18 protein-coding genes and 1 pseudogene are annotated in these 22,824 nt (G+C 73.1%); 10 read left to right on the top strand and 9 right to left on the bottom strand.

From position 1 onward, the window contains the following. Window positions 1-49 precede the first annotated feature (49 nt). Window positions 50-1,363 (top strand): hypothetical protein, encoded by a 1,314-nt coding sequence (locus tag POF43_RS29585; RefSeq protein ID WP_271322359.1) that lies wholly within the window; start codon window positions 50-52, stop codon window positions 1,361-1,363. 281 nt (window positions 1,364-1,644) lie between these two features. Here POF43_RS29585 and POF43_RS29580 read toward each other — a convergent pair whose 3' ends face one another. Next, a complete protein-coding gene (locus POF43_RS29580; RefSeq protein WP_271322358.1) occupies window positions 1,645-2,097 on the bottom strand; it encodes a MarR family winged helix-turn-helix transcriptional regulator in 453 nt (150 codons plus the stop codon). Window positions 2,098-2,250: 153 nt separating this feature from the next. Between POF43_RS29580 and POF43_RS29575 the strand changes: the two genes are divergently transcribed. Continuing rightward, complete coding sequence (locus tag POF43_RS29575) at window positions 2,251-3,678, top strand: MDR family MFS transporter (RefSeq protein WP_271322357.1); 1,428 nt, start codon at window positions 2,251-2,253, stop codon at window positions 3,676-3,678. Between the two features lie 632 nt (window positions 3,679-4,310). Continuing rightward, complete coding sequence (locus POF43_RS29570) at window positions 4,311-5,459, top strand: alpha/beta hydrolase (protein WP_271325376.1); 1,149 nt, start codon at window positions 4,311-4,313, stop codon at window positions 5,457-5,459. Window positions 5,460-5,699: 240 nt separating this feature from the next. Here the strand turns inward: POF43_RS29570 and POF43_RS29565 are convergent, their stop codons facing one another. Then, window positions 5,700-6,092 carry an ATP-binding protein gene (locus tag POF43_RS29565; protein WP_271325375.1) on the bottom strand — a complete coding sequence of 131 codons (393 nt, stop codon included), beginning with the start codon at window positions 6,090-6,092 and terminating at the stop codon, window positions 5,700-5,702. Between the two features lie 887 nt (window positions 6,093-6,979). Here POF43_RS29565 and POF43_RS29560 point away from each other — a divergent pair. The 5 genes and pseudogenes from POF43_RS29560 to POF43_RS29540 all read left to right on the top strand — a co-directional run bounded on the left by POF43_RS29560 (window position 6,980) and on the right by POF43_RS29540 (window position 11,756). Continuing rightward, complete coding sequence (locus POF43_RS29560) at window positions 6,980-7,318, top strand: helix-turn-helix domain-containing protein (protein ID WP_271318459.1); 339 nt, start codon at window positions 6,980-6,982, stop codon at window positions 7,316-7,318. Window positions 7,319-7,983: 665 nt separating this feature from the next. After that, a pseudogene (locus POF43_RS29555) lies at window positions 7,984-8,307 on the top strand (PadR family transcriptional regulator); the annotation flags it as partial. Between the two features lie 242 nt (window positions 8,308-8,549). Then, on the top strand, window positions 8,550-9,173 hold the full coding sequence (locus POF43_RS29550; RefSeq protein WP_271325922.1) for an HAAS signaling domain-containing protein: 624 nt from the start codon (window positions 8,550-8,552) through the stop codon (window positions 9,171-9,173). An 829-nt stretch (window positions 9,174-10,002) separates the two neighbouring features. Next, a complete protein-coding gene (locus tag POF43_RS29545; RefSeq protein ID WP_271325900.1) occupies window positions 10,003-10,872 on the top strand; it encodes a lysozyme in 870 nt (289 codons plus the stop codon). Window positions 10,873-11,306: 434 nt separating this feature from the next. Next, complete coding sequence (locus POF43_RS29540) at window positions 11,307-11,756, top strand: hypothetical protein (RefSeq protein ID WP_282699126.1); 450 nt, start codon at window positions 11,307-11,309, stop codon at window positions 11,754-11,756. A 13-nt stretch (window positions 11,757-11,769) separates the two neighbouring features. Here the strand turns inward: POF43_RS29540 and POF43_RS29535 are convergent, their stop codons facing one another. Continuing rightward, window positions 11,770-12,396 carry an HAD-IA family hydrolase gene (locus POF43_RS29535; protein ID WP_271323705.1) on the bottom strand — a complete coding sequence of 209 codons (627 nt, stop codon included), beginning with the start codon at window positions 12,394-12,396 and terminating at the stop codon, window positions 11,770-11,772. A 349-nt stretch (window positions 12,397-12,745) separates the two neighbouring features. On the opposite strand from POF43_RS29535, the gene POF43_RS29530 reads away from it, so the two are divergent. Then, window positions 12,746-13,288 (top strand): hypothetical protein, encoded by a 543-nt coding sequence (locus tag POF43_RS29530; protein WP_271318161.1) that lies wholly within the window; start codon window positions 12,746-12,748, stop codon window positions 13,286-13,288. Here the strand turns inward: POF43_RS29530 and POF43_RS29525 are convergent. Genes POF43_RS29525 through POF43_RS29515 form a run of 3 tightly spaced genes read right to left on the bottom strand, consistent with a single transcriptional unit; the run spans window position 13,282 to window position 17,161 of the window. Next, window positions 13,282-13,986: a hypothetical protein gene (locus POF43_RS29525; protein ID WP_271323706.1), complete on the bottom strand. Its 705-nt coding sequence runs from the start codon at window positions 13,984-13,986 to the stop codon at window positions 13,282-13,284. The two genes, POF43_RS29530 and POF43_RS29525, sit on opposite strands and share 7 nt — an antisense overlap. Before the next feature lie 43 nt (window positions 13,987-14,029). Next, on the bottom strand, window positions 14,030-15,160 hold the full coding sequence (gene rarD, locus POF43_RS29520; protein ID WP_271323707.1) for an EamA family transporter RarD: 1,131 nt from the start codon (window positions 15,158-15,160) through the stop codon (window positions 14,030-14,032). Between the two features lie 36 nt (window positions 15,161-15,196). Continuing rightward, on the bottom strand, window positions 15,197-17,161 hold the full coding sequence (locus POF43_RS29515; protein WP_271323708.1) for an APC family permease: 1,965 nt from the start codon (window positions 17,159-17,161) through the stop codon (window positions 15,197-15,199). Between the two features lie 172 nt (window positions 17,162-17,333). On the opposite strand from POF43_RS29515, the gene POF43_RS29510 reads away from it, so the two are divergent. After that, window positions 17,334-18,323, top strand: a complete 990-nt coding sequence (locus tag POF43_RS29510) for a patatin-like phospholipase family protein (protein ID WP_271323709.1) — start codon at window positions 17,334-17,336, stop codon at window positions 18,321-18,323. Between the two features lie 113 nt (window positions 18,324-18,436). On the opposite strand, the gene POF43_RS29505 is transcribed toward POF43_RS29510, so the two are convergent. The 3 genes from POF43_RS29505 to POF43_RS29495 form a co-directional block, all read right to left on the bottom strand. Then, window positions 18,437-19,513, bottom strand: a complete 1,077-nt coding sequence (locus POF43_RS29505) for a 2-oxoacid:ferredoxin oxidoreductase subunit beta (protein WP_271323710.1) — start codon at window positions 19,511-19,513, stop codon at window positions 18,437-18,439. Further along, entirely contained in the window at window positions 19,506-21,446 is a 1,941-nt protein-coding gene (locus POF43_RS29500) for a 2-oxoacid:acceptor oxidoreductase subunit alpha (protein WP_271314244.1), read from the bottom strand. The genes POF43_RS29505 and POF43_RS29500 overlap by 8 nt, the downstream gene beginning before the upstream one ends. A 232-nt stretch (window positions 21,447-21,678) precedes the next feature. Next, window positions 21,679-22,389, bottom strand: a complete 711-nt coding sequence (locus POF43_RS29495; protein WP_271314245.1) for a TetR/AcrR family transcriptional regulator — start codon at window positions 22,387-22,389, stop codon at window positions 21,679-21,681. Between the last annotated feature and the right edge of the window lie 435 nt (window positions 22,390-22,824).

Here is a 22,824-nt window from a genome sequence, read left to right as displayed (position 1 = left end):
GAGCGTCGGGGTTAAGGTCGGCGGTGCACATCTCAGACCTGGGGGCACCATGCGTTACCTGCGACGGCGTATCGTCGCCGCGGTGCTGGCGAGCGGAGTCCTCGCCGGGTGCGGCGGCACGTCCCACCACACTCCGACCGCCCGCGCCGAGGCCGGCCTCACCGGCGCCCCGCGCGGCATCGTCGTCCTCCAGGGCCACCACCTCGACATCCTCGCCAGCCTCACCGGCACGTCGCTGAAGGCGGTGGACGCGGGAACGCGGTCCGCGACCGGGAGTGCGACCGGGAGCGGGAGCGGGGGAACCGGCGTGAGCGTGGGCGCCGTGCTGAACGCCGCCTTCACCACCGGCCGAGCGGCAGCGGTTTCCGCCACCGGATCGCCGTCCCCGTCGACCCCCGCCGCCATGAACGCCCCCGCCTCCGCGGACCCGTCCCGTTCCGCGAACGCCCCCGTTTTCCCGCTCGCCGGAATCCGTCAGCTGTCCGCGCACCTGGTCGCCGGGATACGCGGGGGCGACACGCTCGTCGCGTTCGACCCGGCGCACCCCGGTTCCGTGCGGGCCGTCGCGCCGGCCGGCGACTGGTTCCCCGACCGGGCCGGCACCGGCGCCTGGGCGGTCACCGAGCCCAACGAGCCGGCCGGCGCCTGCCCGGTCGTCCCGCACACCCGCACCCAGATCCCGCGCTACCGCCTCGAACACCGCGACCTCGCGTCCGGCGCGGTGGAGAAGGCGCCGTTCCTGCTGCCCTGCGGAATGCGGCCGGTCGCCGACACCGCGCGGGGCCTGGTGGTGGAGACCGTGCGCCCGAAGACCGCGCCGGTCGCGGGCGCCCTCGTCACCGACGTCCAGCTCGCCGACCCCACGACGCTGCACGTGACCCGTCAACTCGCCCGCTCGGCAACGGTGTTCGACGCGGCCGGCGGCACGTTGCTGATCGACACCCCGGTCTGCTCCGGTGGCCCGTGCGAACGTCCGCTGGTGGTCGACGGCGGTTTCCGCCCCAAGGTCGGCGCCCTGCCGCACGGCGGCGTGCTGGCCGGCGCCGGCGAACTCGACCCCACCGGCCGCTACCTCGCCTCCGCCGACTACACCCCGGGCGGCGGCGGCCGGCTCAGCCTGGTGCTGTGCGACCTGCGCGCCGGCACGGTCAAGGACCTCGGCGCCTACCCCTCCGGCGCCCAGGGCCACGCGGCCGGCCGCCTCCAGACCGACCTGCCGTCGCTCTGGTCCGGCACCCGTTTCCTGTTCGCCGCCCCCGGCACCGGCCGCCTCACCTCGTACGACCCCACCGGCCCCCGCACCGGAACCCGCACCGGCCTGCCCACGACCGCGCCCCTCCAGGTCTGGGGCGCGGCGGGCTGACGGGCGTGTGGACCTGGAGGGCCGCGGGTCCGCGCGCAGGCCGGGAAACGGCTCGGCAAGCCCCGACAGGTCGGCCGGCTCGGCCCCGTCGCCCTCCCGGCGCCGGCGGCCTCGCCCGCGCCGCACCGGGAACAGCCCGTAACCCGGACCCCGAACCCGCCGCTCCGACCCGCTGACGTAGGCCCGCCCACCACTGATCAGTCATACGCGGACCGTAGGCGCGCGGTGCGGCGGGCGCCGGGGAGCGCCCTCACCCCTCGGCCGCGTCCAACGGCTCCGCCTCAGCGCTCCGCCGTGTCCAGCTTGCGCAGCAGCTCGCAGAGGGTGCCGACCTCCGCCTCGGTCAGGGTGGCGAACGCGGCCGGGGGTGCCGCGTACGCCCGTTGCACCCGCTCGGCCAGCCGGCGGCCCTCCTCGGTGAGCACGATGACCTTGACCCGGCGGTCGGTGGGGTGCGACTCGCGGCCGGCCAGTCCGCGCTGCTCAAGGGTGTCGACCAGCGAGGTGACGTAGGAGTTGTCGCAGCCCATCCGGCCCGCCAGGCGGCGCATGGGCAGCGACTCGGTCAGCGGCAGGAAGCGCAGCGCCTTCATGGGGCCGCCCGTCAGCCCGGTCTCGTGCATGATCCGGTGCAGCTCGGCCTCGGTCACCGGGTCGTCGCCGATCGAACGGACCCGCCGCCACGCCTCGGCGGCCAGGTCTTCGACACCAGGAGCGATCGCGTCAGAAGTCACCCGTCCACCATAGCGGGAAGTCGCTGACAGACAGGATGACTGACGGAGTAGATGGCTCAGTGGGTATATGGATGTGTAGGTAGATGATTGACTCACTCAGCGATTATATGTAAGTGTTTTGGGGTGAGTATTCGACGGAATCAGAAGCTGGTCGTGCCCGTGGTGTACGTCGCCGCCATGTTCATGGCCATCATGGACACGACCATCGTCAACGTGGCCCTGCCCACCCTGGGCCGGACCTTCCGCACCCCGCCCGACAGCGTGGACCTGGTGTCCATCGCCTTCCTCGTCAGCCTGGCGGTCTTCATCCCGATCTCCGGCTGGCTGGGGGACCGCGTCGGCGGCCGGCGGGCCCTGCTCGGCGCCATCGGCGTGTTCACGGTGGCCTCGGCGCTGTGCGGTCTGTCCACCGGCATGGGCGAACTGGTCGGGTGCCGCGTCCTTCAGGGGGTGGGCGGCGGCCTGATGACCCCCGTCGGCATGTCCATGCTGTTCCGGGTGTTTCCCCCGGCCGAACGGGTGCGGCTCGCCAGCATCCTCCTCGTCCCCACCGCGCTCGCCCCCGCCTCCGGGCCGGTCCTCGGCGGCCTGTTCACCACCGACCTGTCGTGGCGCTGGGTGTTCTTCGTCAACGTGCCGATCGGCGCGGCCGCCTTCGTCTTCGGCGCCCTGTTCCTCACCGACCACGCGCAGCCCCGCCCCGGCCGCCTCGACGTGCCCGGCTTCGTGCTCTCCGGCCTCGGCCTGGGCTCCGCCATGTTCGGCGTGTCCGAGGGGCCGATCGACGGCTGGTCCAGCGCCCCGGTGCTCGCCGCCCTCGCCGCCGGCGCGGTGCTGCTCGCGGCCATGATCGCCGTCGAACTGCGGACGTCCGACCCGCTCATCGACCTGAGCCTCTTCCGCGACCGCCTGTTCAGCGCCACCACCGGCGTCTTCGTGCTCGGCTCGGTCTCCTTCCTCGGCGCGCTCTACCTGGCCGCCCTGTTCTTCCAGGACGCCCTCGGCATGTCCGCCCTGCGGTCCGGCCTCACCGTCTTCCCGCAGGCGCTTGGCGTCATGGCCGGGTCCCAGATCGTGACGCGGGCGCTGTATCCGCGGTTCGGACCCCGCCGGATCATGGTCGGCGGCCTGCTGGTCGTGGCCGGCATGATGATCCTCATGGCCCGGGTCACCACGGGCACCGACCTGTGGCTGGTGCGTCTGATCATGCTGGGCTTCGGCGTCGGCATGTCGTGCGTGTTCGTCCCCGCGCAGGCCGCGTCGTTCGCCACCATCGCCCCGGCGCGTACCGGGCGGGCGTCGTCGGTCTTCAACGCCGGCAAACAGCTCGGCGGTGCCCTCGGCGTGGCCCTGCTCAGTACCGTTCTGGCGGCCGTCGGGCCCACCCATGAGGTGGCCGGCCACCGCACCGCCGACCTCGCGGCCTTCCACGACGGCTTCCTCGCCGCCGCCGCGGTCGCCGTGCTCGGCGCGGTGGTCGCCCTCACCGTCCACGACGCGGATGCCGCCGCCACGATGGTCCCGCGCCGGCGCCGGGACCGGGGTACGGCGGAACGGCCCCGGAAACCGGCGGTCGGCTGAGGTCGTACGACCGCGCAGGGGCGGTCGGCTCCGCCGGGGTTGCTCCGGCGGGGCTGCTCCGGCGGGGGCGGTCGGCTCCGCCGGGGTTGCTTCACCGGGGGTGGTCGGCTCCGCCGGGGCATCCGGCTCCTCCGGGGGCGTCCCGCTCCGCCCGGAGGCATCCCGCTCCTCCGGGGGCGTCCCGCTCCGCCCGGAGGCATCCCGCTCCGCCGGGGCATCAGGCTCCTCCGGGGGCGTCCCATTCCGCCGGGGTTGCTCCGCCGGAGGCGTCCCGCTCCGCCGAGGGAGTCCCGCTCCGCCCGGAGGCATCCCGCTCCTCCGGAGGCGTCCCGCTCCGCCCGGAGGCATCCCGCTCCGCCGGAGGCGTCCCGCTTCACCGGGAGGTATCCGGCTCCGGCGGGGGGTTGGCGGGGCGTCGGCGGCGGGAACGGGAAGGGGACGGGAGCGGATCGGGGCTGGGGAGGCGTCGGCCGCTCATACATCACGATAATGACGGCGGACGTTGGACGACGTCGGGTGGCGTTGAACGGGGTCGAACGGGGTCCGGCGGCGTCGAAGGTGTCCGGCGGCGTTGAGCGGCTTCGGCCACGTCGGAGTCGGCGACGCCTGCCGGACGGGGGATCGGGGGACATGTGCCAGTCGGATATCTGTTGAGCGTGGCGGTCGTCGCGCTGGGAACGCTGTTCGCCCTGGTGCCGCCGCGCAGGTCACGGGCGCTTTCCGCGCTGGGCTTCCGCCTCGGCCTGCTGCTCAACGAGGTGCCGGTCATCGGCTGTTACTGGCTCATCGGCTGGACACTGCTGGCGTTCGCCCAGGGGAACATCGCCACGCCGGGCGCCTGGGCGGCGGTCGGACTGGCCGCCCTGACGGTCGTCGGTCTCGTGGTCGTCGCCCGGCGCGGCTCGCAGGCCGGCCCGGTGGTCGAACGGGCCCTGGCCGAGGGGCTGGGCCAGGGCCGGCGGGCGGCGGTCGGCGCCGGACCGGTCGGGCGGGTCGACGGCCGCAGGCTCGCCCGGTTCCTGCTCGTACCGCTGCTCCGGCGACGCCACGGCGTGGTGCGGGTGGCGAACCTGAGCTACGGCGACGCCGGCCGCAGAAACCTGCTCGACGTCTACCACCACCGCTCCCGTCCGGCGGGCGGCCCGGTGCTGATCCACCTGCACGGCGGGCGGTTCCGCGGCGGCCGCAAGAACACCCAGTCGCTCTCCCTGCTCCACCGGCTCGCCGCCCGGGGCTGGGTGTGCGTGAGCGCCGACTACCGCCTCCAGCCCGCCGCGCGGCACCCCGATCACCTCGTCGACCTCAAGAAAGTGATCGCCTGGGTCCGCGAGCACGGCCCGGAGTACGGCGCCGATCCGGCGGTCGTGTTCGTCGCGGGCAGTTCGGCCGGCGGGCACCTGGCGGCCTTCGCCGCGCTGACCCCGAACGACCCCGCCTTCCAGCCGGGCTTCGAGGACGCCGACACCTCGGTCACCGCGGCCGTCTGCCTGAACGCGTACCTCGGCCCCTATGACGGCCAGGGCGCGGATACCTCCCCGGCGGCCCATGTGCGGTCGGACGCGCCGCCGTTCCTGATCGTCCACGGCGACCGGGACTCCGTCGTGCCCGCCGCGGGCGCCCGCCACTTCGCCGCCACCCTGCGCGCCGTCTCCACCAGCCCCGTCGTCCACGCCGAACTCCCGGGCGGACAGCACGCCTTCGACCTGTTCCCCTCGTACCGCTTCGAGACGGTGGTCGACGCGGTCGAGTCGTTCGCGGCTTGGGTGCTGAAGAACCGCTGACCTCGTTTGGTGCGGGGCGGGCCACGGGGGTGACGTCCTTCGGCGCTTCGGCGCTTCGGCGCTTCGGGGCATCGGCGCTTCGGCGCTTCCGGGGTACGCCGGGGGACGTTGAACCTGCCTGATGGCTGCGGGAGTTGACGACTTCCGGGGCCGGGTCCCGACGGCATCGTGTGGCACGGCATCGAGACCGCCGACCGCGGTGGGGCGGCGCCAGGAAACGCGCCGTCAGCGGGGGAGCCGTCAGCGGGGGATGAGGGCGCTGACGGTCTTGCCGCCGGTGGGGTTGGGGGTGACGTGGGTGGAGTGGGCGAGTTGGTTGATCATGCCCCAGCCGAAGCCCCCGGTGCCGTCGTTGAGGTCGGGGGTGCGCCGGCGCGGGGGCAGCGGGCTGGGGTCGTCGACGGCCACGTCGATGAGTTCGGGGTGGGCGGTCAGGCGCAGCGTGTAGGTGCCGCCGCCGTGTCGCAGGGCGTTGGTGACGAGTTCGGAGACGACCAGGACGACCGTGTCGGCCACCTCGGGGTCGACGGCGGGTCGGCCGAGGTTTGCGAGGAAGGCCCGGGTGGTCTCGCGCGCTTCTGCGACGGCGGTCGCGGAGCGGATGGTCGTGGCGTCGAAGCACATCGTGTCCATCAGGTTCCCCCAAGTCTGTGACTCGTCACTGCCCTGTTCTGCCTACCGGGCCGTTGTCCCCCGCCCGACGACTCCTCAATCCAGCGGGAGGCCAGATTAGCTCGTTGGTGAACACGCAGAAATCTATGTCGGTCACGGTAGACATTGGGCTGCGGCGTGGCTATGGTTTCTCTCGTAGCCGAGATCAGCAAGGCCCGGCAGACACGAACTGCCGGGCAGCAGTACAAGCAGTACGCACGGCGGTGCGGTGGTGGAGTTTCGAAGCCAGAGCAGTCGCAGGACGGCGACGGGACTGACGACCGCACCGGGCAGCCCGCGGTGATCAGGGGCCGCCACCAGTGGTAACGCAGTACCAGCAGTAGGCAGTAACGCAGTATCAGCAGTGCGGTTCAGTGGTTCCTCGGTAAAGGCGTCGGCTGCGGACGCGCGTGCCGGGAGGTTCGGCAGTGGGGTTCCAAGCCAGAGCAGACGTAGGACGGGCGACGGGGCTGGCTGCCGAAAGGGTGACGCTCACCCAGGTCACCAGCGGTACGCATCACCAGCAGTACGCAGTACGAGCAGGTAGGCGTCACCAGCAGTACGAGTGGTGACGCGCGCAGTATCAGCAGTACGCAAGCAGTTGATCCAGAGGGAAGAACGGAGGGGTTGGGCGCCATCAGGATCGCCCGGGCGAACGTGTTGGGCCCGGGTACCGCAGGACATCGTGAGTGAGGTGGTCTCCGGTCGAGCAACCGCGATCCCCGCATTTCCCCTTCTCCCCCAGACGGGTGTGCGGATACAGAAGGCCGGCGCAGGGATATGGCCGGCAGATGGTGTAGCAGTTCCTTCGGGGCCCTGGTGCCATGTGGCACCAGGGCCCCTCCACGCGCGTCCACACATGAGGTGAGATGACAGCAGGCGAATCGTTCAACCGCATCGACGACGACGACTACCCCGCCTACACCATGGGCCGGGCCGCCGAAATGCTCGGCACCACCCAGGGCTTCCTCCGCGCCATCGGCGCCGCCCGCCTCATCACCCCGCTGCGCTCCGAGGGCGGGCACCGCCGCTACTCCCGCTACCAACTGCGCATCGCCGCCCGCGCCCGCCAGCTCGTCGACCAGGGCACCCCCATCGACGCCGCCTGCCGCATCATCATCCTCGAAGACCAACTCGACGAGGCCCAACGCATAAACGCCGAGTACCGCCGCTCCGCCGAATCGGCGAACTCCCCGGGGACGCCCTGAGCCGGCCGCGATCCACCGGCCACCATCGGCCTCCCCGGTGGCTTCATCGTCCTCGCCGCCGCTCGCCAACGTTGCCCGGAACGCCTCGGCGTCCCGGGCAAACGCATGTCCGGCGGTCTTCCACCCCCGGTCCGGTCGGAGTCGCCGCGCGGTTGGCGCCGGCCGCGCTGACCTGCTCCCTTCCACCTCCGTTCCGGTCGAAGCCGCCCGCCGTTCCGCTGGGATCGCCCGTTCGGCTCAGCCCGTTGCGTCACCCCGATCCGTGCACCCCGTTCGGCCGCCCCGCGTTCGACCCCGCCGGCAACCGTGCGCACCGGGACGCCGCGCCGCCGTCCGGCCGCCGCACGGGGAGGCCGCAGCACCGGTCAGCCCACCGCCGCACGGGGACACCGCGCCGCCGGTCCGGCCGCCGTACCGCCCGGCTGCCGCACGGGGAGGCCGCAGCACCGGTCAGCCCACCGCCGCACGGGGACACCGCACCGCCGGTCCGGCCGCCGTACCGCCGCCGCCGCACCGCCCGCCGCCCCGCCGCGCCAGGCCCCCGCGCCGGCCCCCGCATGGAGATGCCCCCGCCACCCCCGGGGATTGTGCCCGCACATTCCGCAAGGTACCTTGCATGACATGGAACCAGGCGATCCAACCGACCGGAACCCGAGCGGCCGGGGATGAGCAAAGCCGAGAGTCAGCTGCGCAAGGGCGTGCTGGAGTACTGCGTGCTGGCGATGATGCGGGACGAGCCGCGCTACGGGGTCGAACTGCTGCGGGAGCTGGAGGAGTCCGGGGCGCTCGCCGCCAGCCAGGGCACGGTGTACCCGCTGCTGTCCCGGCTGCGTCGCGACGAGCTGGTCGACACCGACTGGCGTGAGTCGGCCACCGGGCCGCCACGCCGGTACTACGAACTCACCGAGGCGGGGCACGCGGCGCTCGCGGAGTTCACGCGGATCTGGCCCGGGTTCCGGGACACCGTCGACCGGTTCCTCGCGCCACCGGCCCGGCCCGGGGAACGGGCGCCGGGCGAGCCGGCGGCGGGAGAACCGGCGCCGGGTGAAACGGCGGCGGGAGAACCGGTGACGCGAGAACCGGCAAAGCAGACCGCGCCACGACCGACGGCGCCGGCATCAATACGACCGACGCGACCGACGTGACCCACGCAGCCGACACGACCCACGCACCCGACACGACCGACAGCAGAACGACCGGCGGCACAGCCGGTAGAAAACGGAGGGGCGACATGAAGACCGCCGACACCGCCACGGCCGCGCGCGTGCAGGACTACCTGAAGGCGGTCGAACGCGAGGCGTCCGCGCTTCCCGCGCCGTACCGCCAGGAACTCGTCGCCGACCTCGCGGAGCACATCGAGGTGGCGCTGGCCGAGCGCCCCGACGACGTCGACGGGATCCTCCGTGAGCTGGGCGATCCCCGCGCCATCGCCGCGACCGCCCTGGCGGAGGACGGCACCGCCGTCGCGCCCGCCGGGGTCGCCGCACCGCCCCGCCGGCGCGGTGTGAAGCCGCTGACGCCGGTGATCCTGCTGCTGATCTGCTGGGTCTTCGGCGCGGTCGCGGGCCTGTTCGTGCCGTCCGCCCCCAGCCAGAGCCACCTGGCGTTCATGGCCCTGCTGGTGCGGATCGCCGCGGTCATCACGCTGTGCCGGTGCGCCGCCTGGACCCGCACCCAGAAATGGACCGGCGTGCTGGTGACGGCGATCCTGCCGGCCGTGGTGAGCGTGCTGTGGATCAACGCCGGCAGCGGCCACGGCCGGACGTGGCTGTGGGTGCTCGCCAACATCGCCCTCACGCTGCTGCCGCTCGGCGGCACGGTGTGGCTGTGGCGCAACCGTGCCGCCGAGCAGTGAGGCTTCCGCCGTGCTGACGTCGCCGTGGTGTTGACGTCGCCGTGGCGTCGACGTTTCCGCGGTGCTGACGTTCCCGTTCCCGCGGTGCTGACGTTGCCGCGCCCACGGCCCCCGTGTCTCCGTCCACCGTTCCCGTTCCTGCTCCCACGTCTCCGTCCACCGTCGCCCTTCCCGCGTCACCGGCCGCCCGCGCCAGGCCCGACACCTGACCGCGTCACGCTATCCACCCCACCCCGCCCGGCGCCGCCGGTTTCCCGGCGGAAGCCCCGACCCCCGCGGAAGCCCCGACCCCCGTGCAAGCCCCGACCCCCGCGGAAGTCCCGACCCCGGCGCAAGCCCTCCGTCGAGGGCGAGAGCCCCCCGACGGAATCCACGCCCCCGCACGGCAGAGTTCCCGCCCGTTGGGCAGTTTCTTTCCGATGATCGGATCGTTGGGCCGGGTGTGACGAGACGGCGGGCGGACCCGGAACGGCCGGAGAGGTCGTTGACGTGGTGCGGCGTGCGGCGGAGCGGTCCGGGGGGACGGTCGACCGGCAGGGAACCGGCAGTGCGCCCGGCAGATTCTGCCGGGCGGTCAGCGGCAGCTTCCGCGGTCGGCGATCAACAGGGTTCAGGCGCACGGAAGTTGGGGCCGCGCATGTCAGAGGCGGTTTTCGGTGCGGAAAGATTCACCCGGCGGGCCGGACTCCTCGCAGCTCCTCCAGTTCTTCGGTGGACTGGACCACTGCAACCCGCAGAACACCCTTCCATCCCGCTGTTCTACGCGCGTACATTCACGCCTGTCATGGCCACACCAAGGAACCACCCCCCTCGCCCTTGGAGGCACCGAATGAAGGTTGTCGGAAGCAGCTCCCGCCGGAGATCCGCCATTCGCCGCTCGATCGCGGTCGCCGGTGCCGCCGCCGGCCTCGTGGGTCTGGTGCTCACCGTTCCGGGGTCGGCCGACGCCGCGGCGCCCGTCACCCACGCGGCCACCGCGCACAACGACAACATGGACTGGCTCGGCTCGTCCGTCGCGGCGCACGAGGGTGGCGACCTCGCCCCCAGCACCCTGTCGCCGTCCGCCGCCGCCACGCAGACCCCCGGTATGGACGTCAGCCACTACCAGGGTGCGATCAACTGGTCGAGCGCGTACAGCAACGGCGCCCGGTTCGTCTACATGAAGGCGACCGAGGGCACCGACTTCCAGGACCCCGACTTCTCCGCGAACTACACCGGTTCGTACAACGCCGGCTTCATCCGCGGGTCGTACCACTTCGCCACCCCGGACACCTCCACCGGTGCCGCGCAGGCCGACTACTTCGTCGCGCACGGCGGTGGCTGGTCCAAGGACGGCAAGACCCTGCCGCCCATGCTGGACATCGAGTACGGCTCGTCGTCGGAGTGCTACGGCCTGAGCCAGGCGTCCATGGTCAGCTGGATCAAGTCCTTCGTGAACGAGGTGCACGCCAAGACGACCCGCTGGCCCACCATCTACTCGACCACCGACTGGTGGACCACCTGCACCGGCAACAGCTCGGCGTTCTCCTCCAACGACCCGCTGTTCATCGCGCGTTACGCGTCGAGCGTGGGCACGCTGCCGGCCGGCTGGGGCTTCTACACCTTCTGGCAGTTCGCGGACTCCGGCACCTTCCCCGGTGACCAGGACAAGTTCAACGGCGCCCAGTCGGGCCTGGTGAACCTCGCCAACAACACCTGAGCTATGCAGGGTTGACGGTACGTCGGGCGCCTCCGCGAGCTCAGCGCGGGGGCGTCCCGAACGTTGCGCGGCAGGCGGCGGAACGGCCCGGCGCCGGACGGTGGCAGGCCCGTTGCCGACCGGCGGCTGCCCGGTTCCCGACCGGCGGTGCCGCTAGCATCGTGGGCCATCGCGTCAACGGGGAGGTCCCACGGGTGAGTCAGTCCTACGCCCAAACGCCGCCGCACGCACGGGAGTTCGGGCCACCACCCGAGCCGTTCGCGGAGTTGCCCCTACCGCCCCCCGGTGCCTTTCCCGTGCCGTCCCCCGTCCCGGCCCCCGGCGCACCCCTGGCCCCCGGCGCCGCGTGCGCCGGTGGCCGGCCCCGTACCGCTTCCGCCGGTCAGCAGTCCCGTACCGCCTGCGGAGGTCAACGCCCGCCGCAGGCACGCTCGTTGAAGGAGCGGTCCGCCCTGACCGGGCTGACCGCCGGTGAACGGCTGCTGGTCCACGAGGTGGTGGTCGTGGCCAAGGGCGCCAAGGGCGCGTTCACCGTGCACGCCCCCGGTATGCGGCCGCTGACGGCGGGCGTGCGCCGGGAGATCATGGACATCGGGTCGAGCACGGGGGGCTGGAACAGCATCGCCGGCCAGATGCCCGCGACCGGCGGCAGCGCCCTGGTCATGCGGGTCACCGACCAGCGCCTCGGCCTGGTCACCGTCAAGGAGGGCAGCCCGGTCTGGGAGGTGCCGCGCTCCTGGGCCGCGCGGATCGAACGCCGCCCGCGCCTGCAACTGATGGCCCGCTTCCGGGTGCACTTCGTCGACGGTTCGTGGGCCGCGTTCTACACCGTGCGCCGCCGCACGGTCCGCGCGTTCGCCGCCGAACTCGGCGGCAGGGGCTGACGCGCGCCGCCGTTCACCCCCGAAGGCGCATCCCCAGCAACTCCTCCAGGGCGGCGACGGTGGCGGCCGGGTCGGTGTGGTGGACGGTCGCGATGCCCAACTCCCGGGCCGGCGGCAGGTTCTGCGCGGTGTCGTCGACGAACACGCAGGCGTCGCCGGGCAGTCGCATCCGCGCCAGCATCGTCGCGTACAGCGCGGGTTCCGGCTTGCGGGCCCCGTGCTCCTCGGAGATCAGCATCGTGTCGCACAGCGCGGGCAGGTCGTAGCCGTCGTAGGGGTTGAACGGCTCGGGGCCGACGCTGTTGGAGAAGATCCCGACCCGCACGCCGGCCGCGCGGGCCAGCTGGGCGGCCCCGATGAGTTCCGGCTGCGGGCGCAGGTCGCTCAGCACCCGGCCCAGCAGGTTGTCCGGCTCGACGCCGAGCAGCGCCGCGGTGACCTCGTTCCACTCCCGCTGGGTGACCTCGCCGCGCTCCAGCCGCTCGTAGACCGCCCGGCCTGCGGGGTCCGCGCCGATCACCGACAGCACCGTGCCCTCGGCCAGCCCCGATCTGCGGTCGAAGCCGAACGTGCACGGCGCGAGGCCGGTGGTCAGCACCCCGCCGAAGTCGAGGATCAGGCCCGTTCTGGGTGTGCTCATGGGGGGACTCCCGCGCTGGGAAACGTGCTCGGCGCAGACGCACTACCCATCCGGCGCCCCGCGGAAGCGCGGCGTCCCGCCGGGCGTGGGCCGGGCGGCGGGCGACCCCGCGGAACGTCCCGCCACCAGGCCCGCGGCGCCGCCCGAACCGCCCGGGCAACCGCCGGGCAACCGCTTGGACAACCGCCCGGACAACCGTTCGGGACACCGTCCGGAGAACCGTTCCGGGAACCGTCCGGAAGGCTCTCCGCACCGCTGCGGTGTCCCGTTCCGGCCACCCGTGGCAACGTCCGGAACTCGCCCCCGGGCCCACGCCGGAACCGGCGGATCAGCGCAATACGATCATGAGATGAGCTACGAGATCGAGTTCCTGCGGCGCGAGCCGGGCCAGTCCTGGGACGACGCGCTCGACCACGAGGAGGAACGCGACCCGGTCCTGTCCGACGTGGCCGGCGGCCGGGCCGGCGAGGAACTGCGGGCCGCCTGGCAGCGGATCGTGCCGCACGCCCGCGCCCTGCTCGGCGAGGTCTCGGTGGACGACGTCCGCGCCGCGTTCTGCCTGGACCACGAGGCCACCGGCATCCAGCTGTCGGTGTACGCCGACACCGCGGGCATCACCGTGCCGTACGCGGCGCGCGGTTCCGCCGCCGCCGACCTGGTGGAACGGCGGCTGTACCCGCTGGCCCGCATCGTCGAGCGCGAGACCGGCCTGGAGGGCTACGACCCGCAGCTCGGCGCGGCGGTGGCCGACTGGACGGACGCCGCCCGGCCGCGCGTCGTCGCGCTCTTCGAGGAGGCGTCCGCCGACGCCCCCCGCGATCCCGGCCACCCCGGCCCGGGCCCGTCGGCCGGCCCCGGCGGCCCGGCGACGGACCCCGGCCGCGGTCAGTAGCCGAGGCGCGTGCCGGGCAGCATCCGCGCCGCCGGCCGGCACGGGCGCCCCAGCAGCGCGCACCGGTGCTCGAAGTCCGGCGGGAGCCAGGTGCCGCCCAGCAGCCGGGGATGCGTCGGGAAGGCGGTCAGCGCCGCCAGCGCGAACATCATGGACGCCCACGGCGTCTGCAACTGCACCAGGTACGTCCGCCCGCTCCGGCCGGCGAACCCGACGACGAACAGGTCGGGACCGGCCAGGTCGATCGAGATCAGCCCGTCCCACTGAAGGCCCAGCGGCGAGGACGGCAGGCCGTGGTATGCGGCCCGCCGGGTGATCGTCAGCTCCGCCATGCCGTCCGGTACCCAGCGCGGCTGCGCGGCCAGCTCCGCCTGCCGGCGGCGCGACGCATTGCCGATCGCCGCCCCCGCCATGCTGCCGGCCACGAACAGCGGTGAGCCGAACGCGATCATGGTGCTCTGCGGGTAACCGCCGTCGCTCAGCGCCCGCCAGGTGAACCGCTGCGCCGGACCGACCGCCAGCGCGTGGTCGCCCGCCGCCAGCCGCGCGGTGGTCGGCACCAGCGGGCGCTGATCCAGCCGGCCCTCCGCCAGGTCCGCCAGGATCTCGCAGGTGTGCCACAGGTACTCGTCCAGCGGCGTCCAGGCCGGCGGCCGCCCGTCCGGCGGTGGCGGCGTCTGGTACGGGTTCCCGTTCACGGCCCCTCCGCTCCCCGGCCCCGGAACCGGCCGGCCGTCACGATCAACGGTTCACCTTATGACCGCCGTCCTCGTCAACCGAACCGTCCCGCACCACGGGGGCAGCCACGGCACCGCCAGCCACGGCACCGGCGTCAATCACCCCGCCGTCAGCCACGGCACCGCCAGCCCCCGCACCCGCACCTTGAAGCACGGCACCGTCAGCCCCGGCACCGTCCCCCGGAAGCACGGCACCGCCGGCCACCACCCCGCCGGCCACCACCCCGCCGGAAGCCCGCACCCCGGAGCGGCCCGCCCGTGCCGTGCGCAGCGCGTCCCACGTCAGGAGGGCCAGCGCCAGCCAGACCAGGGCGAAGCCGGCCCAGCGTTCCGGCGGCATGGTCTCGTGGAAGTAGAGCAGGCCGCAGAGGAACTGCAGGACCGGCGCGAGGTATTGCAGCAGGCCGAGCGTGGTCAGCGGCACGCGGACGGCCGCGGCGCCGAAGAAGACCAGCGGGACCGCGGTGACCAGGCCGGCCGCGGCCAGCAGCAGCGGGTGCCCGGCGCCGTGGCCGGTGAACGTGCTCCGGCCGTCCATGCCGAGGACGACCAGGTAGACCAGCGCCGGCAGGAACAGCACGGCCGTCTCGGCGCCCAGCGACTCCAGGCCGCCCAGCCCGATCTTCTTCTTCACCAGCCCGTACCCGCCGAACGAGAAGGCCAGCACCAGCGCCAGCCACGGCAGCCGCCCGTAACCCGCCGTCAGCACCGCGACCGCCAGCACGCCCACGCCGACCGCCACCCACTGCGCGGTCCGCAGCCGCTCGCGCAGGACCAGGACGCCGAAGCATATGGTGACCAGCGGATTGATGAAGTAGCCCAGCGCGCTCTCCACCACCCGGCCGGAGTTGACGCCCCAGATGTAGAAGCCCCAGTTCACCGAGACCAGCGTGGCCGCCAGCGCCACCAGGCCGGCCCGCCGCGGCTGGTGCGCCAGCTCCCGCAGCCAGCCCCAGCGCCGTTTGACCAGCAGCGCGCCGCCCACCACCGCCAGCGACCACACCATCCGGTGCGCCAGGATCTCCGTCGCCGACGCCGGGCGCAGCAGCGGCCAGAACAGCGGGACCAGGCCCCACAACACGTATGCGGCCACCCCGCACAGCACTCCCGCGCGCCGCTGCCCGTCCACCGCCACCTCCGCCGTCCGGCCGCCGGTCGGCCGTCCCCTGCGTCATGCCCGTTCCCGCAGCCGCTCCACCGCGCGTTCGACGTCGAACGGCAGGATGGTGACCGCGACGTCCGGCAGGCTCTCCAGCGCGCGGGCGAAACGTTCACCGGTGCCGCGGTGCAGGACCCGCCCGATGACCGGGGTGTAGGTGCGGCGGGGCAGCAGCAGGGTCAGCGCGGTGCGGCCGCCGGCGGTGGTGCGCAGCGCGAGTTCGGCCACCGCGCGGCGCAGTCTGCGGTCGGGGCACGCGACCACCTCCAGCGGCACCGTGGTGCCCCGGGACTCCTCCCAGGCGGTCATCAGCCGCCGGGTGTGCGCCTCGTCGACCATGAAGTGCACCGCGCGGATCTCGTCCGGGCCCAGCCGGTGCGCGTACCGCAGTGCCTTCAAGGTGGCCAGGTCCATGTTGTCGACCAGTACGAAGACCACGTGCCGGCCCCACGGTGAACGGTCGGCGACCGCGGTGGGCAGGTCCTCCATGGCGGCGGCCTCCGCGCGGTAGCGGCGGTTGACCCGGATCAGCGCCCACACCCCGAGCGGGAAGAGCACGACCACCAGCCAGGCACCCTCGGTGAACTTGGTGAACGCGAAGATCAGCACGACCAGCGCGGAGACCACCGCCGCCGCGATATTGACCGCGAGACGCCAGGTCCGCCCGGCCTCCCGGCGCCGCCAGTGGTACGCGGTCAGCCCGGCACCCGCCATGGTGAACCCGGTGAACACCCCGATCGCGTACAGCGACACCAGCCGGTCGACGTTGCCGCGGGTGACCAGCAGCAGCGCCAGGGCCAGCGCGGTCAGCACCAGGATGCCGTTGGAGAACGCCAGCCGGTGGCCGCGCCGGGTCAGCTGCCGGGGCAGGAAGCTGTCCTCGGCGACGAAGCTGGCCAGGAACGGGAAGCCGGTGAACGGGGTGTTGGCACCGGTGTAGAGGATGAGCGCGGTCGCCAGCTGCACGTAGACCAGCGCCACGGTGCCGAACCGCCCGCTGCCGAACAGCAGGTCGGCCTCCTGCGCGATGACCGTCGGGTTGCCGTCGGTGTAGGGGACGGCGTGGGTGTAGTGCGCGAGCGCGGACACGCCGAGGACCATCACGCCCAGCACGCAGCTCATCGCCACCAGCGTGCGGCGGGCGTTGACCCCCTGCGGCGGCCGGAAGGCGGACACCCCGTTGGAGATCGCCTCCAGTCCGGTCAGCGACGAGCCGCCGTTGGCGAACGCCCGCAGGGTGATGAACAGCGTGGCGCCGTACAGCAGTCCGCTGCCGGGGTGGCCCAGCGGCAGGGCGCCGGCCGCGCGCAGGTCGGCGTGCGGCAGGTGGCCGTCGATCAGCATCCGCACCAGGCCGACCACCAGCATCGCGCCGACGGCCAGCATGAACAGGTAGGCCGGCGCGGCGAACAACTTGCCCGCCTCGCGCAGCCCGCGCAGATTGCCGTACATCAAGACGATCACCACGGCGACGCTGAGCGGCACCTTGAGGTGGTCGATGCCGGTGAACCCGTTGCCCAGCAGGTGCGCCAGCGAGATGAGCGCGTCGGTGCCGGCCGCGGTCTGCACGGCCACCGTCACGATGTAGTCGATGAGCAGCGCCACGGCCGCGATCTGCGCGACGTTCGGCCCGAAGTTCTCCCGCGCCACCACGTAACTGCCGCCCGCCCGCGTGTACACGCTGACCACGTCGCGGTACGACAGGGTCAGCAGCACCAGCACCAGGATGATCACCGCGGTCAGCGGCATCAGCAGCGAGAACGAGGCGATCCCGATGACCGGCACCAGGATGCGCAGGATCTCCTCACTGCCGTACGCGGTCGAGGAGATGCAGTCGGAGGCGAGCACGCCGAGCGCCATCGGGTTGGACAGCGTCTGGTCGCGCAGCCGTTCGCTGATCAGCGGCGGGCCGAGCAGCAGCCGCTTGAGGCGGTACGCCGGCCGGTCGGGCGGAACGGTGAACTCGGTGGGGGCCATGTGCCAGGAATACGGCCCCGGGACCCGTGAGCCGTGCGCGGCGGCGCCGGGGGTCACCCGATCGGGCCCCGGGGAGTAACTCCCCCCACCTCCAGGGAACATCCCCGTCAGACAACCGACGTGGCGTGGCGGAACGGAAGCGGGGACAGGAACGCATGACGGATGTGAACCGATGACGGGTGACAGCGGGACGACCGAGCGGCGCGAGAGCGTCGACCTGGTGCTGGAGGGCGGCGGCGTCAAGGGCTTCGGCCTGCTGGGCGCGGTACTGGCCCTGTGGGACGCCGGCTACCGGTTCGAGCGGATAGCCGGCACCAGCGCGGGCGCCATCGTCGCCGCGCTGGTGACCGCCTACCAGAAGGCGGGACGCGACCTGCGCGAGCTGGTCGACGTCGTCGCCACCTGTGACTACGCCCGGTTCGAGGACGACGGCCCGGTACTGGAACGGCTGACGGGCAAGGTCGGCGAGGGCGTGGAGATCCTGCTGCACGAGGGGGCCCACGACGGCGGCTACCTCTACGAGTGGCTGGTGCCGATCCTGGAGGGCGTCGGGGTGCGCACCTTCGACGACCTGCGGCTCGACGACCCGAACACCTCGCTGCCGCCGCAGCAGAACTACGCGCTGGTGGTGCACACCTCCGACATCTCCCGGCGCGCCCTGGTGCGGCTGCCGTGGGACTACCCGCAGTACGGCCACGAGGGCGGCAAGCAGCGGGTGGCGGACGCCGTCCGGGCGTCGATGTCGTTCCCGTTCTTCTTCAAGCCGGTGCAGCTGCCGACCGGGTCCGGCACCGTCACCTGGGTCGACGGGGGACTGCTGTCGAACTTCCCCATCACCGTCTTCGACCGCACCGACGGCCGCCCGTCGCGCTGGCCCACCTGGGGGGTCAAGCTGTCGGGGCTGCCGGCCACCGACGACGACCATCCGGTACGCACCGCGCCGGGGCTGGCGTTCAGCGCGCTGCGCACGCTGATGGCCGACTGGAACCACTACGCGCTGGACGGCGAGGGCGTCAACCAGCGCACCATCTTCGTGGACACCACCGGCATCGACTCGCTCGACTTCCACCTGTCGCAGGCCGACCACCAGAAGCTGTTCCGCGCCGGGCAGTCCGCCGCCCGCACCTTCCTGGCCAAGCTGCCCGCCCGCTCCGGCCACTGACCGCGCCGCGGGCTGTCGTCGGCCGTCAGTGGCCGTCAGTGGCCGTCAGCGGCTGTCGGCGGCCGAACGACCGGGCCGCCCGCGGGAGTCGAGGCCCCCGCGGGCGGCGGCGGTCAGCCGACCACCGTCCAGGTGTCGTTGCCGGCCAGCAACGACGACAGGTCGCCGCGGCCGTGCTGCTCGACGGCGGTGTCCAGCTGCTGCGACATCTGCGTGTCGTACACCGGCCGCTCGACGTCGCGCAGCACACCGATCGGCGTGTGGTGCAGCGTGTCGGGGTCGGCGATCCGCGACAGCGCGAACGCGGTGGCCGGCGACGCGGCGTGCGCGTCGTGCACCAGCAGCGCGGCCTCGTTGTCCGGCGTGACGTCCACGACCCGCAGCTCACCGGTGGCCGGGTCGCGCAGCACGCCCCGGCCGCCGTCCGCGCCGAAGCGGATCGGCCTGCCGTGCTCCAGCGGGATCAGCGCCTCCTGGGCGGAGTCGCGGTCCTTGAGGGCGTCGAAGGCGCCGTCGTTGAAGATGTTGCAGTTCTGGTAGATCTCCACCAGCGCGGTGCCGGGGTGGGCGGCCGCCTGCCGCAGCACCGAGGTGAGGTGCTTGCGGTCCGAGTCGAGGGTGCGGGCCACGAACGTCGCCTCGGCGCCGATCGCCAGCGACAGCGGGTTGAACGGCGCGTCCAGCGAGCCCATCGGGGTGGACTTGGTGATCTTGCCGACCTCGGAGGTGGGCGAGTACTGGCCCTTGGTCAGGCCGTAGATCCGGTTGTTGAACAGCAGGATCTTCAGATTGACGTTGCGGCGCAGCGCGTGGATCAGGTGGTTGCCGCCGATGGACAGCGCGTCGCCGTCGCCGGTGACGACCCACACCGACAGGTCGCGGCGCGAGGTGGCCAGCCCGGTGGCGATGGCCGGGGCGCGGCCGTGGATGGAGTGCATGCCGTAGGTGTTCATGTAGTACGGGAAGCGGCTGGAGCAGCCGATCCCGGAGATCCACACGACGTTCTCCCGGGCGAGCCCGAGTTCCGGCAGGAAGCCCTGAACGGCGGCGAGGATCGCGTAGTCACCGCAGCCGGGGCACCAGCGCACCTCCTGGTCGGACTTGAAGTCCTTGGCGGTCTGCCGGGTGGCGGACTTCGGCACCAGGGACAGCGCCGACAGGGACGCGGGCAGCGCGGTGGTCTCAGACATCGGCGTTCTCCTCGGTCGCCTCGGCGGTGATGGCCACGATGACGTCGGCCAACTGCTCGGCCTTGAACGGCAGTCCGGTGACCTGGTTGTACGACCGCGCGTCCACCAGGTACTTGGCGCGCAGCAGGTGGGCCAGCTGTCCGAGGTTCATCTCCGGGACGATGACCTTGTCGTACGACTTCAGTACGTGTTCCAGGTTGGCCGGGAACGGGTTGAGGTTGCGCAGGTGCGCCTGGGCCACCCGGTGCCCGCCCTTGCGCACCCGGCGGACCGCGGCGGTGATCGGCCCGTAGGTCGACCCCCAGCCGACGACCAGGGTGCGGGCCGCGCCGTCCGGGTCGTCGACCTCCAGGTCCGGCACCGCGATGCCGTCGATCTTGGCCTGCCGGGTGCGGACCATCAGGTCGTGGTTGGCCGGGTCGTAGGAGATGTTGCCGGTGCCGTCCTGCTTCTCGATGCCGCCGATGCGGTGTTCGAGACCCGGGGTGCCGGGCACCGCCCACGGGCGGGCCAGGGTGTGCGGGTCGCGCAGGTACGGCCAGAACTCCGCGGTGCCGTCGGCCGCCTCGTGGTTCGGGGCGGTCGCGAACTCCACGGTGAGGTCCGGCAGTTCGGCCGCCTCGGGGACCCGCCACGGCTCGGAGCCGTTGGCCAGGTAGCCGTCGGACAGCAGGAAGACCGGGGTGCGGTAGGTCAGCGCGATCCGGGCCGCCTCCAGCGCGGCGGTGAAGCAGTCGCCCGGGGTGGCCGGCGCCACGATCGGCACCGGCGCCTCGCCGTTGCGGCCGTACATCGCCTGGAGCAGGTCGGCCTGCTCGGTCTTGGTGGGCAGGCCGGTCGACGGGCCGCCGCGCTGGATGTCGACGATCAGCAGCGGCAGCTCCTGCGACACCGCCAGCCCGATGGTCTCCGACTTCAGCGCCACCCCGGGACCGGAGGTGGTGGTGACGGCCAGCGCGCCGCCGAACGCCGCGCCGAGCGCCGCGCCGATGCCGGCGATCTCGTCCTCCGCCTGGAAGGTGCGCACGTCGAAGTTCTTGTGCCGGCTCAGCTCGTGCAGGATGTCGGAGGCCGGCGTGATCGGGTACGAGCCGAGGTAGAGCGGCAGCTTCGCCTGCACGCCGGCCGCGATCAGCCCGTAGGACAGCGCCAGGTTGCCGGAGATGTTGCGGTAGGTGCCGGGCGGGAACGCGGCCGTGGCGGGTGCGATCTCGTAGGCGACCGCGAAGTCCTCGGTGGTCTCGCCGAAGTTCCAGCCGGCGTGGAAGGCCGCCACGTTGGCCTCGGCGACCTTCGGGTTCTTGGCGAACTTCGTCCGCAGGAAGCTCTCGGTGCCGCCGGTCGGCCGGTGGTACATCCACGACAGCAGGCCGAGCGCGAACATGTTCTTCGAGCGCTCCGACTCCTTGCGGCTCAGCCCGAACTCCTTGAGCGCCTCCACGGTCAGCGTGGTCAGCGGCACCGGGTGGACCCGGTAGGCGGCCAGCGAGTCGTCGCCCAGCGGGTCGGCGGCGTAGCCGACCTTGGCCAGCGCGCGCTTGGTGAACTCGTCGGTGTTGACGATGATCTCCGCGCCGCGCGGCAGGTCGCCCACGTTGGCCTTCAGCGCCGCCGGGTTCATCGCGACCAGCACGTCCGGCTCGTCACCCGGGGTGAGGATGTCGTGGTCGGCGAAGTGCAGCTGGAACGACGAGACACCGGGCAGGGTGCCTGCGGGGGCGCGGATCTCGGCGGGGAAGTTCGGCAGCGTCGACAGGTCGTTGCCGAACGACGCCGTCTCCGAGGTGAAGCGGTCGCCGGTGAGCTGCATGCCGTCGCCGGAGTCCCCCGCGAACCGGATCACGACCCGGTCCAGGCGTTTGATCTCCTTGCCCGGCACCCGCTGCTCGCCGAGCGCTGCCGGCCCGGCTGGGCTGTCGACCTGGCTGGTCACTGGTGAACCTCCTGTGAGGCGCGACTCACGTGCGGACCGTGGCCGCTCGGTGCCCCGGCCCCGGATCATGCTACGTGGGTAAGGGTGTCCTTTCCCGGCACTTCCCGAAAGGCCCGCGAACCCTGACCGGTGCGTCGTCCCGAACGGACGCGGTGTCCGCCGCCCACGCTGCCAGGCCGCCATACAGTCCCCCTCGCGCCCGGCTCGCGCCGGGCGCGTCCGGCACTCCGGTTCAGCTCCGCCCGCCGGGCCGCCGCACCTCGTCGATCAGCGGGTCCAGCAGCGCCCGGATCTCCTCCGGCCCGGCGGCGCTCAGCGCGGGCAGCGTGCCGCCGGCCCGGGTCAGCGAGATGCCGACGGCCACTCCGACCAGCAGCTGGGCGCGCAGCTCCGGATCGGGCGCCCCGGCCCTGCGCAGCCAGTCGGTCAGCGGCACGGTCAGCCTGCTCTCGATCAGCGGCCGCACCTGCTCGCGCAGCGAGTCGGTCAACGTGGGGCTGACCATGGCGAGCGTCATCGGCCGGTGCGGACGCTGCTCGGCGCCGGCCAGCAGCCCGCTCACCACGCTGTCCGGGTCGCCGCCGGCCGCGACCGGCCCGGGGTCCTGGGCGAGGGCGGCCAGGTAGAGGCCCTCCTTGCCGCCGAAGTAGCGGGCGATCAGCGCGGTGTCGACGCCGGCCCGGTCGCCGATCTCCCGGATCGTGGCGCCCTCGTAGCCGCGCGCGTCGAACAGTTCGGCGGCCGCCTTCACCAGCGAGGCCCGGCTGGCCTGGGCGTCGTTGCGGCGGCGGGCGACCGCCGGGGCGTTCCCCGCGCCCCGGCCGCCGTCCGCCGCCTTCTTCCGCGCCCCGGCCGGCCCGTTCTTCGCCGCCGGCCCGCCCTTCTTCGGCGCGGACCCGTTCCTGGCCGCCGGTCCGCTCTTCAGCGCCGGGCCCTTCGCCACCGGCCGGCTCTTCGCCGGCTGGCCGCCCGCGACCGACGCCGTCCCCCTGGTGCCGGGTGCCGCTCTCGTCCCGCCCGCTCCGGCCGCGGTGGCTCCGGTGTTCCTCGCCGCGGTCCCCCCGGTCCCGGCACCCCTGGCGGCCGGGCGCGGCGCGTTGCTCTCAGCTCGTGACGTCATCGCTGTGATGACTCCTCTCCGGAGGGTCCTGGCCGACCCCCGGAGGCCCACATTACGGCGGCCCCCACCGGCTGCGGACCGCTCACCGGCGAGCTGCCGCCCCGCCCCGGCAGCACAACCGGAACCGGCCGCCCCGCCGGATTCGCCACCCCCGGCCGAGCGGGATCCCGTGCGGGGCCGCCCGGTCGGAAGCCGGTCGGGGGCCGGTCGAGAGGTGATCGGAATCGGAACGGGGACGGGACGGGGACGGGTCGGGAG

The organism is Streptantibioticus silvisoli (assembly GCF_027947535.2).
Classification (GTDB): domain Bacteria; phylum Actinomycetota; class Actinomycetes; order Streptomycetales; family Streptomycetaceae; genus Streptantibioticus_C; species Streptantibioticus_C silvisoli.
Note: the sequence above shows the minus strand (reverse complement) of the source record. Positions and strands in the feature narration are given on the sequence as shown.